Source organism: Allobosea sp. P1_A7, from assembly GCF_056406775.1.
Genome location: NZ_JBFTZN010000039.1, coordinates 19746 through 30703, shown reverse-complemented (window position 1 = coordinate 30703; position 10958 = coordinate 19746). Strand labels below are relative to the sequence as shown.

At 67.0% G+C, this 10958-nt stretch carries 9 protein-coding genes and 1 pseudogene; 3 read left to right on the top strand and 7 right to left on the bottom strand.

Annotation, left to right across the window (positions count from 1 at the left end):
• Positions 1-407, top strand: a pseudogene (locus AC1D34_RS09540) (3-keto-5-aminohexanoate cleavage protein); the annotation flags it as partial.
• 107 nt (positions 408-514) lie between these two features.
• On the opposite strand, the gene AC1D34_RS09535 reads toward AC1D34_RS09540, so the two are convergent.
• The gene (locus AC1D34_RS09535; RefSeq protein ID WP_476824070.1) at positions 515-1513 is read right to left on the bottom strand and encodes an MBL fold metallo-hydrolase; all 999 of its coding nucleotides are present in this window, start codon (positions 1511-1513) and stop codon (positions 515-517) included.
• A 366-nt stretch (positions 1514-1879) separates the two neighbouring features.
• Between AC1D34_RS09535 and AC1D34_RS09530 the strand changes: the two genes are divergently transcribed.
• Both AC1D34_RS09530 and AC1D34_RS09525 read left to right on the top strand, forming a co-directional pair.
• Positions 1880-2842 carry a LysR family transcriptional regulator gene (locus tag AC1D34_RS09530; protein WP_476824069.1) on the top strand — a complete coding sequence of 321 codons (963 nt, stop codon included), beginning with the start codon at positions 1880-1882 and terminating at the stop codon, positions 2840-2842.
• Positions 2843-2924: 82 nt separating this feature from the next.
• A complete protein-coding gene (locus tag AC1D34_RS09525) occupies positions 2925-4049 on the top strand; it encodes a zinc-dependent alcohol dehydrogenase family protein (protein WP_441504798.1) in 1125 nt (374 codons plus the stop codon).
• A gap of 467 nt (positions 4050-4516) precedes the next feature.
• On the opposite strand, the gene AC1D34_RS09520 is transcribed toward AC1D34_RS09525, so the two are convergent.
• The 6 genes from AC1D34_RS09520 to AC1D34_RS09495 all read right to left on the bottom strand — a co-directional run bounded on the left by AC1D34_RS09520 (position 4517) and on the right by AC1D34_RS09495 (position 10752).
• Entirely contained in the window at positions 4517-5950 is a 1434-nt protein-coding gene (locus tag AC1D34_RS09520) for an aldehyde dehydrogenase family protein (RefSeq protein WP_441504799.1), read from the bottom strand.
• 17 nt (positions 5951-5967) lie between these two features.
• Complete coding sequence (locus tag AC1D34_RS09515; protein ID WP_441504800.1) at positions 5968-6669, bottom strand: ABC transporter ATP-binding protein; 702 nt, start codon at positions 6667-6669, stop codon at positions 5968-5970.
• Positions 6670-6671: 2 nt separating this feature from the next.
• On the bottom strand, positions 6672-7421 hold the full coding sequence (locus tag AC1D34_RS09510) for an ABC transporter ATP-binding protein (RefSeq protein WP_441488765.1): 750 nt from the start codon (positions 7419-7421) through the stop codon (positions 6672-6674).
• Positions 7418-8359, bottom strand: coding sequence for a branched-chain amino acid ABC transporter permease (locus AC1D34_RS09505; RefSeq protein WP_113510798.1), 942 nt, complete (start codon positions 8357-8359; stop codon positions 7418-7420). Before AC1D34_RS09505 ends, AC1D34_RS09510 begins: the two co-directional genes overlap by 4 nt.
• The gene (locus AC1D34_RS09500) at positions 8359-9264 is read right to left on the bottom strand and encodes a branched-chain amino acid ABC transporter permease (protein WP_476824068.1); all 906 of its coding nucleotides are present in this window, start codon (positions 9262-9264) and stop codon (positions 8359-8361) included. Before AC1D34_RS09500 ends, AC1D34_RS09505 begins: the two co-directional genes overlap by 1 nt.
• Positions 9265-9450: 186 nt before the next feature.
• Entirely contained in the window at positions 9451-10752 is a 1302-nt protein-coding gene (locus AC1D34_RS09495; protein WP_476824067.1) for an ABC transporter substrate-binding protein, read from the bottom strand.
• Positions 10753-10958: the final 206 nt, after the last annotated feature.

Genomic DNA, 10958 nt, shown 5'->3' with positions numbered 1-10958 from the left:
CGACACGGACGCTCTCCTCGCGCTTCGTCTCCGAGCATTTCGGCTCTGGCGTGCAACATATCGCCTTCAGCGCACCCGACATCTTTGCCGCCGTCACGGCGATGCGCGCGGCAGGGCTGTCCTTCCTCGACATCCCCGCGAACTATTACGACGACCTGGAGGCCCGGCACGGACTGGAGCCCGACGTCATCGACCGGCTGCGCGAGCACCACATCCTCTACGACCGCGACGGCGAGGCCGAGTTCCTGCAGGTCTACAGTCACGTCTTCGCCCAGCGCTTCTTCTTCGAGATCGTCGAGCGTCGCGGCGGCTATTCCGGTTTTGGCGCGGTCAATGCACCGATGCGCCTTGCCGCCCAGGCCCGCGAGGCACGCCCGGTGACGGTGCCCCGCCCCCTGCGAGACTGAAAGGCCCGGCAAGGGAAGGCCGGAGCCTGCGCGAAGGCCGAAGCATTCGTGCAGACCCCGGCCCCGGTGAGGCGCCGCAGGGGGAGGAGCACCGCAGCGCAGCTCACTCACCCACGCAGCATGTCCATAGGTGCGGCAAAATAACGGTAGCCATCGCCCGCCTTGGCCAGATTACCGAAACCCGGCCAGGCAAAGTGATAGGACATTACGGGTGTCTTGTTGGCCGCCAGCATGCCGAGCAGCTTCACGCGCGACTGTGCGGCCTGTTTGGGGTCGCTGTCATAGGCGAATTCCATCAGCGGCTTCTCGAGCAGCAGCACCGCGTGGTGGGTCAGATCGCCAAGGAATGCGAAGGTCTTTCCGCCCGAGGACACCATGAAGATGTGATGGCCGGCGGTGTGGCCCGGCGCCGCGATCGCCTGGATGCCCGGCAGGAATTCCTGACCATCCCGGAAGAAGACGATGCGGTCGCGCACCGGCAGAAGATTGGCGCGCGCGTGTTCGACGAAGGCCTTGAGAGGCGAGCCGAGCTTGSTTTCATCCGTCCAGAAATCGAAATCGATCTGGCTGATATAGATCTGCGCATTGGGGAAATTGGCCTTGCCGTCCGCCGTGCAGATGCCGCCGATATGGTCGATATGGGCATGGCTGCAGACGATGGCGTCGATATCCCCGGGCTTGATGCCGGCCTCCTGCAGGCTCTTCTGCAGGCGCCCGGTCGTCGGGCCGAAGGCCTTCGAAAAGCCCATGCCGGTGTCGAACATCACCAGCCGATCGCCAAAATTCACCACCGGAACGTTCTGCTCGAGGACGACATTGTCCTTCGGCAGGAAGTTCGTCTCCAGCATCCTGTAGACCTCGTCCTTGGCGACGCCGACGAAATTCGTGCCGGGGTCCCCGAGCGGCAGCGGCCCGTCGGAGATGACCGTCACCTCGGAAGGGCCGAGCATGAAGCGGTAGAAATAGGGCGCCTGATTGTTGGAGAGCGGCGCCTTGGCGAAGGACATGGCGCCGATCGGCATGGTCGCCCCCGCCGCAAGCGCGACAGCGCCGCTGAGGAAGCCGCGACGGCTGGCACGGCTCGGCAAGATCAGATCCCTGGACATGGCATTCCTCCTGAACGTGACCATCCGGCGTCTTGCGCCGGTTGCTGCTGCTGGGCGTTTCGGATGAGGCGCTCCTTGAAGAGGGCCTCCCGTCCTCACGCCACCTGCGAGGATGCACGTGCCGTTGCGTGACGGCCAATAAGCCTTCGCTCTGGCGCGCATAACCGAAAGCTTGGGCGCCCCCCGGCAAGAGTGTTTCAGGGAGCGCGCGACACGACGCTGATTTCACGTCGTTTCGCTGCGCCCCGCAGCGCGTTGCCGTTCAGCCGTTGCATCGCCGTGCCGGGGGTCTCTGGCCTTCGCACGCCGCGGACGCTACCACCATGCGGCGATCATTCATGGGCCGCCGGGAGAGATGAAGCCGCGATGGATCTGCGCCAGCTCCGCTATTTCACCGCGATCGTCGAACAGGGCTCGTTCTCGAAGGCTGCAACCAAGCTGCGCGTCGCCCAGCCGGCGCTCAGCCAGCATCTGCGCCATATGGAGGATGAGCTCGGCGTGCCGCTCCTGCATCGCGGCACGCGCGGCGTCATCCCGACCGAAGCAGGCGAGCGCCTGCTCGCGCGGGCCCGCTCCATCCTCGCCGAATTCGCCGAACTGCGCGACTCCGTGCGCGGCGTATCGGCCGCGCCCGGCGGCGAGGTCCGCATCGGCCTGCCAGGCACCGTCAGCGAACAGTTCAGCGTGCCGCTGATCGAGGCGGCGCGGGACCGCTACCCCGCGGTGCGCATCCGTATCGCCGAGGCGATGWGCGGCTTCGTGCTCGACTGGCTCCGCCGCGGCGAGGTCGACCTCGCGGTGATCTACTCGACCTCCGACCCCAAGGGCCTCGGCATCCACCATGTCCTGACCGAGGAGCTCTGCCTGTTCGGAGCGCCTTCGCTGAATGCTGTCGCGGCGCCGGCCGGGGGCACCGTCAGCCTGACCGAGGCGGCCAAACTCGATCTGATCCTGCCGGGCCAGGGGCACGGGTTGCGCGACCAGATCGACGAGGCCGCGCTTGGCGTCCACGCCGCCATCAACCCGGCGATCGAGATCGAATCCTACTCGCAGATCAAGCGGCTGGCGGAGCGTGGGCTGGGCTACGGCATCCTGCCCCGCATGGCCGTCAGCGCGCAGGCCAGGGCCGGCATCTTCCAGACCTGGCGGATCGACCGGCCCGCACTCCATCGTAAGGTCTATCTCGCCTACTCGACCGAGCGCCCGATGCCGGCTGCGGCGCGCGCCATCGGCCAGCTTTCCTGGGAGATCCTGCGCGGGCTGGTGGCCGACGAAACCTGGACGGCGACGCTCGGTGAGGACGGTGATCGCCCGGCCTTATACGGCTGATCGCGATTTCCTCTTTGACAGGGCTCGCATCGCGCCCGACCTTCGGCCGGCCATAGAACTCAGCCTGCCCAAGGAAACGCCCGTGAAGATCCGCGCCGCCGTCCTGAATGCCAGCCCAGTCGCCGCGCCCTATGCGCGTTCCAGGCCGCTTGCGATCGAAGAGGTCGAGCTTGCGCCGCCCGGCCCGGGCGAGGTCCTGGTCCGCGTGCGGGCCACCGGGCTCTGCCATTCCGACCTCTCGGTGATCGACGGCAACCGGCCCCGTCCGGTGCCGATGGTGCTCGGCCATGAGGCGGCCGGCGAGGTCGTCGAGCCCGGCCCCGGCGTGAACGACCTCAAGAAGGGCGACCGCGTCATCATGGTCTTCGTCCCCTCCTGCGGCCATTGCGCGCCGTGCAGCGAGGGTCGCCCTGCCCTGTGCGAGCCCGGCAACGCGGCCAATGGCGCAGGCGAGCTGCTCGGCGGCGGGCGCAGGCTCTCGGCCCATGGCCGGGCGGTGAACCACCATGTCGGCGTCTCGGCCTTTGCCGAGCATGCGGTGATCTCGCGCTACTCGCTGGTGAAGATCGAGGCCGATATCCCGCACGAGATCGCGGCGCTGTTCGGTTGCGCGGTGCTGACCGGGGTTGGCGCCGCGGTGAACACGGCAAAGGTCCGCGCCGGCGAGAGCGTCGCCGTCGTCGGCCTCGGCGGCGTCGGGCTGAGCGCGCTGCTCGGCGCTGTCGCCTGCGGCGCCGCCCGCGTGATCGCGGTCGATCTCTCCGAGGACAAGCTCCGGATCGCCCGCGAGTTGGGCGCTACCGACACCTTCAATGCCGGCGATCCCGGCGTCGTCGAGGCGATCCGCGCGGCGACCAAAGGCGGCGTCGACCACGGTCTGGAGATGGCAGGCTCGGTCAAGGCACTCGAGCTCGCCTATCAGATCACCAGGCGCGGCGGCACGACGACCACGGCCGGCCTTGCCAACCCGGCGCACACGCTCGCGCTCGCTCCGGTCAAGCTGGTCGGCGAGGAGCGGACCCTGAAGGGCTCCTATGTCGGGAGCTGCATCCCCGGCCGCGACATCCCGCGCTTCATCGACCTCTACCTGCGCGGCAAGCTGCCGGTCGACAAGCTGCTGACCAGCACGAGCGGGCTCGACGAGATCAACGAGGGTTTTGACGCGCTGGCCGAAGGCCGCACGATCCGCCATGTGATCCTGATGTAGGCATCCGCCTCGAGGCTCATGCCTTGGAGGGCGTCGGCGCGCGCCGCGCCAGCGCAGCCGCAAGCGTGGCCGCGAGCATCAAGGCGGCAGCGACCACTGCCAGCGCCGCGAACCCGGCATGATCGTAGAGCGGCCCGCGTGGTTGGCGAGCCCCAGGCGAAGGCGATGCCGAACAGGCCGTAGCGCATGCTCGATGCCGCCACCATCGCAAGATAGATGGCAGCGACCGAGGCGGGATTCGGCGCGATCTGCCCCCTCTCCCCTTGCGGGAGAGGGTTGGGGTGAGGGGTCGCGCGACGTTGGAAGGTTTGAGGCTTGCGGGGCGATAACCGGCAAGGGCACCGCGCCCCCTCATCCGGCCCTTCGGGCCACCTCCTCCCGCAAGGGGAGAAGGTGGGGCGCAATTYCCTCCCGATAACTATCGGAGAGGGTTTTCGGCGAGGTTCCGGCGCTTCACCGTGAAAGAGTCAGCCGTGCTTGTGGACGATCGTCTTGGTCACCGCGAACTCTTCCAGCGCCATGAAGCCCTTCTCGCGGCCATGACCGCTCTTGCCGGTGCCGCCGAAGGGCAGCTCGATGCCGCCGCCGGCGCCATAGCCATTGATGAAGACCTGGCCGGCGCGGACGCCCTTCGCCACGCGCTGCTGACGCCCGCCATTGCCGGTCCAGATGCCGGCCACGAGTCCATAGGCGGTCGAATTGGCAAGCCGGATGGCGTCGCTCTCGTCCTCGAACGGGAACGCCGAGAGCACCGGCCCGAAGACCTCCTCCTGCTCCAGCCGGTTGCCCCGGGGCACCGGGCCGAACAGGGTCGGCGTGACGTAGAAGCCGCCATTCGGCACGCCCTGCGCGATCTGCCCTTCGGCGAGGACCGGGATGCCCTGCTCGCGGGCCTGGTCAATGAAGCTCTGCACCCGGCCCTGCTGCCTGGCGTTGATCACCGGCCCGCAATCGAGATCCATCTCCGGCGTTCCGGCCCGCAGCGTGGAGAACTGCCTGGCGACGGCGCCGACGAAGGCGTCATAGACGTTTTTCTGGACCAGCACGCGGCTGCCGGCGGAGCAGGTCTGCCCGGTATTCTGCACGATGGCCTTGCAGACGATCGGAACCGCCGCGTCGAAATCGGCATCGTCGAAGACGATCTGCGGGGATTTGCCGCCGAGTTCCAGCGTGCAGCCGATCAGGTTCTCGGCGCAGGCCTTCTGCACCATCTTGCCGACCTCGGGCGAGCCGGTGAACGACATGAAGCCGATGCCGGGATGGGCCGAGAGCGCAGCGCCCGCCTCATGGCCGCGCCCGGTGACGATATTGATCGCGCCATCRGGAAAGCCGACTTCGGAAGCCAGGACGGCCAGCCTGAGCGCCGTCTGGCAGGCCTCCTCCGCGGGTTTGAGCACCACCGCATTGCCCATGGCGAGCGACGCCGTCAGCGAGCGGCCGAACATCTGCGCCGGATAGTTCCAGGGCAGGATATGGCCGGTGACGCCGTGCGGCTCGTGCACGACGCTGACGCTGTAGCCGTTCATGAAGGGGATGACATGGCCATGCACCTTGTCCGCCGCGCCGCCATAGAATTCGAAATAGCGCGCCGTCGCCTCGATATCGGCCCTGGCCTGCGCCATCGGCTTGCCGGTATCCTGCGCCTCGATCCTGGCCAGTTCGTCGAAATGGTCCTGCACCTTGAGCGCAAGCTTCGCAATCAGCCGGCCCCGCTCTGCGGCCGTCAGCTTGCCCCAGGCGCCCTCATAGGCGGCTTGAGCCGCCTTCACCGCATCGTCGATATCCTCGGCCGTGCCGCAGGCGATGCGGGTGAATTCCTCGCCGGTCGCGGGCGCAAGGACCGCCATGGTTTCGCCGGTCCGGCCGTCGACATGGCGGCCATTGATGAAATGCTGCGTCATAGGGTGTCCTTCCGAAGTCAATGCAGGCCTGCGGCTTCCAGCGAACTCGCCGCCAGACCGCCGGCAATCTCGGTCACCTCGCCGCGCTCGATCGCATAGCTGCGCTCGGCGAAGGTCCGGAGCAGGCTGGGATTGGATTCGGTGATGAGCAAGGCGATGTCGGGATGGCTGTCGCGCAGGGCGCGCAAGGCAGCCGCATAACGATTGGCGAGCACGGGGGCGAGCCCCTGGAACGGCTCATCCAGCAGAATGATGCGCGTGCCGACCATCAGTGCGCGCGCCAGCGCAGCCATCTTGCCCTGCCCGCCGGAGAGGCCGGCGGCCGGCCGGTGGCGCAGATCGGCGAGTTCCGGCAGCACCTGGTAGACGCCTTCCAGGCGCCTGGCGATCTCGGCCTCGCGCACCCTCATCACCTCGGCCGGCAGGCGGATATTCTCCTGGATGGTGAATGTCGAGAACAGGCGGCGGTCTTCCGGGGCGTAGCCGATGCCAAGGCGCGGGCGCTCATGCGGCTTGACCTGCAGCAACGGCCTGCCGTCGAAGGAGATCTCCCCGGCAGTCACCTTCAAGAAGCCCATGATGGCACGCAGCAGGCTGGTCTTGCCCGCGCCATTGCGGCCGATCAGCGCCACCGTCGCGCCCTCGGCCAGGGACAGATCGACCTTGCGCAGCACCTGCACGCCCTCGATCTCGGCAGTCAGGCCCTTGATCTCCAGCATGATCAGACTCCCACGCCGATGACGGTCTCGCGGACCTCGGGATGGTTCAGGATCTCGTCGGGCGTGCCCTCATGGGCAATGCGCCCGCCGGCCCAGACGGCGACGCGGCTGGCGTAGCGCGCGACCACATCCATGTCGTGCTCGACGAAGATGGCGGTGGTGGCGCGGGCATCGAGCGCGCGGGTGAGCGTATCCATCACCTGGAACTTCTCGTGGCTGGAGACGCCGCTGGTCGGCTCGTCCATGAAGATCAGCTTCGGTTCGAGCGCGAGCGCGACCGCGATGTCGATGAGCTTGCGCATGCCCTCCGGCAGCTCGCGCACGATGCGGCGGCCGGCCTCCTTCAACCCGACGATGTCGAGCAGCGCCCACATCTCCTCGGTCTTCGGATGACGGTCGAGCCTGAGGAAGGGCGACCATGTCCCCTCCCGGGCGCTGAGCGCCAGCAAGAGGTTCTCGATCACCGTGTTCTCGAGGAAGAGCTGCGGGATCTGGAAGGAACGACCGACGCCGAGCCGGGTGATGGCGCGCGGCGAGAGCGCCGTGATGTCGCTTCCCGCGAAGAACACCCACCCCGCCTGCGGCTTGAGATAGCCGGTGCAGAGATTGATGAAGGTGGTCTTGCCGGCGCCGTTGGGTCCGATGATCGCGATGCGTTCATTGGCGTGGACCTTGAGGCTCGCGCCATTCGCGGCCTGCACGCCGCCGAAGCGCAGCTCGAGGTCCCGGGCTTCGAGGATGAGTGCGCTCATTGGCCCGTCCCCGCCGGCTTGCGGCCCGTCATCAGGCCATAGAGCCCGTTCGGCGCGAAGAAGATGATGACGAGAAGCATCACGCCGAGCACCGCATGCCAGGTCTCGGGCGCGTAGACCGCCGCATAGCCCCGGATGATCTGGAACATCAACGCCCCGAGGAAGGGGCCGACGACGCCGCCTACCCCGCCCAGGATGGCGATGAAGACGAACTCGCCCGAACGGACCCAATAGGCCAGTTCCGGCGTGACATGGCCGGAGACGAGCGCGATGACCGCCCCGCCGAGGCCGGCCAGCAGGCCCGACAGCACATAGGCGCCGAAGAGCACCTTGCGGCTGGAGACGCCGAGATATTCGAGCCGCGTCTCGTTCGACTTGATCGCCTCCAACGCCTTGCCGCCGGGCGAAAGGAGATAGCGCGCGACGCCGAGCGCTGCGAGAACCGCCAGGCCCAGCGTGATGTAGAAGATCCAGAGCTCGAACTCGGCGCGCTCGAGGCTGATGCCGGCGAGCGTGGGGCGCGGGACGCGCTTGCCGTCGGCACCGCCCGTGATCGAGAACAGCTTCTCCAGCAGCGAGAAGAACACCATCGAGATGGCAAGGTTCAGCATGCCGAAGAAGATCGCCCGGTAGCGCACGACGAAGAGCCCGACCAGGGCCGCAAGCAGCCCGGAGGCCGCGGTTGCGACCGGCACGAGGATCAGCACCTCATGGCCGAAGCGGGCCGCCGCCATGAAGGCCACGACATAGGCGCTGAAGGCGAAATAGAGCCCATGGCCGAAGGAGACCTGCCCGGCCCGCAGCAGCACGAGGATGCCGAGCGCCGCCAACCCCTCGCACAGCGCGACGGTCAGGATGACCGTCGACCAGGGCGAGAGCAGCGGGAAGATGATGAGCGCAGCGAGCAGGCCCGCGCCGATGATGAGCTGGCGGGCCATCACACCTTCCTCGTCTGTACGGTGGTGAACAGGCCCTCGGGCTTGATCAGCAGCACCGCGACCATGATCAGATAGGGGATCAGCACGTCGAATTCTGGCGCGAAATAGACGGCGACCGAGCGGCCGAGCCCGATCAGCAGGGCCGCGACCGCCGCGCCCTCGATGCGGCCGAGCCCGGCGGTGGCCGCGACCGCGAAGGAGAGCACGATCATGCCCGAGCCGATGCCGGGGGTGAGCGAGGTCGTGGCCGAGGAGAGCGCGCCGCCAAGCGCGGCAAGCGAGGCCCCGATGATGAAGGTGATCAGGTAGAYCCGCGTCGCGTCGATCCCCATCGCGGTTGCCGCTTCGCGATCCTGCGTCACGGCCACGATGGCACGGCCGAAGGCGGTGCGGCGCAGGAAGAGGCGCAAGCCCACCAGCACGAGAAGCGCCACGACCGGGATCAGGATGAGCTGGTACTGGGTGTAGAAGATGCCAAAGACCTCAATGGTGCCGAGCCAGTTCATCGGCGCATTGGCGAAATAGGGCTGCACCCCGAAGACGACCTTCTGCGCATCCTCGAGGATCATGAAGACGGCGAAGGTGACGAGGAGCTGCAGCACCTCCTCCTTGCCGTAGATCCGCCGCAGCAGCAGGGTCTCGACCAGCCCGCCGACGACGACGCCAACCAGCACGGCTGCGACGATGAAGAAGGGAAAGGCCAGCCAGACCGGCAAGCCCCTGCCTGTCATCGCCAGCACGCCGGCGGCCGCGACATAGGCGCCGATCGCGTAGAAGCTGCCATGTGCCACGTTGAGCACGCCGAGCACGCCGAAGATCAGCGACAGCCCGACCGCGACCAGGAAGATCAGCGAGCCATAGGCGAGGCCGTCGAGCGCCGCGAGAAGGAGCATTTCAGGAGGCATGAACTGGCTTTTCGTCCTTGCGCCACAGGGTTGAAGCGTCATCCCGGCTGCGGCGAAGCGCCAAGGCCGGCATCCATCGCGGGGTCAGTGATCGACGATGGTTCCGGCCCGCCCGGAGTGACGGCAGCAGTTTGGAAGGGGTGAACGGGCTGATCCGGCTTGAACCGGGACAGCCCGCCATCCACCTCATTTCGCGTAGTCGAAGGTCTCGATCGACTTATCCCTCACCAGATCCGGCTTGACCTTGGCGAACCATTCCAGCGACTTCTCGCCGAGCGGCGTCGTCACCAGCTTGCCGGGATAGAGCGCCATCTTGTCGTAGACGGCGAAGGGATAGTCCGGCACGCGCTTGGTGGTGCCGAGCAACTGGTCCTCGAGCCCCTGATGGTCCGAACGGATCGAGATCGTCCCGGTCAGGCTCTTGAACTCGAGCCCTTCGAAGGCCGCGATCACCTGCTCCTTGCTCGGCCATTTTGCGCCCGCGGCCTGGCCTGCCTTCTCATAGGCCTTGGCGAGCCCGATCACGGCCTGCGCCATGTGGAAGGTCGGATAGATCGGGTAGACACCGGTCTTGTCCTTGTACTTCTTCACGAAGGACAGCATCTCCGGCGAGTTCTTGTGCTTGKGGTGCAGCCAGTAATGGTCGCCGCGCCCGCCGATGATCACGCCCTCGGGCAGGACATTGCCGAGGCGCTCCAGCGAGCTCTCCGCGAGCGGCAGCACGAAGGTCGACTGCTTGAGCAGGCCGCGCGCCGCCGCCTGCTGGACGAAGGTGTCGAGATCGCCGCCCCAGGAGGTCGAGAGCACGACATCGGGCCGCAGGGCGGAGAGGCGCGTGATCTCGGTCGAGAAGTCGGGAGCCCCGAATTTCGGGAAGAGTTCGGCAGCGACCTTCACATCGGGCTTCAGCGCCTTCAGCCCGGCCTGGAACAGGGCCCAGGATTCGCGCCCCCAGGCATAGTCCTGGTTGACCACCGCAATCGTCTTGAAGTCCGGCTTGACCTTCATCAGGTAGAGCAGGGTCGACATCATCTCGGCGCCGGCATGAGCCTGCGTGCGCACCGAGTACTTCCACTTGCCCTCCTCGAAGATGGTCTGCGTGCCGCAATCCCACATCACGTTGACGACCTTGAGGTCCTCCGCAACGGGAGCGAGCGCATTGCAACTGCCACTCGAAATCGCGCCGAACATCACCTGCGCGCCCTGTTCCTGCACGACGCGGCGGTATTCCGAGAGCAGCTGGTTCGTGCCGGCGCCCTCGTCGACATAGACCGGCTTCACCGGCACGCCGAGAACGCCGCCGTTGGCGTTGAGCTCCTCGATCAAGAGATCGGCCGCGTTCTTGCCCGGCACACCGAAGACGGAGGCCGGGCCGGAGAGGAAGGTCGCGATGCCGACCACGAGCTCCTTCGGCTTGTCCTGCGCCAGCGCCGGCGCGCCCAGCATCGCAGCAGCGGCAAGCGCCGCCGCCCATTTCATCCTCACCATGGTGCATCTCCCTCATTGCACTGGGGCGCGCTCTTGCGGCGGCGCGTCTCCCGGGGCCGAAAGGGGCGCATAGGCGAAAGAGGCCGACAAGAAGAATAAAGCGATGAAGGCCATAGCGATTTTCTATAGTCCGTCCGCCGGACGCGCTCGGTTCGCCGCGCTATGGATGCCATCGCAAAACTCTATTTGACTTGCGTGGCTCGAAA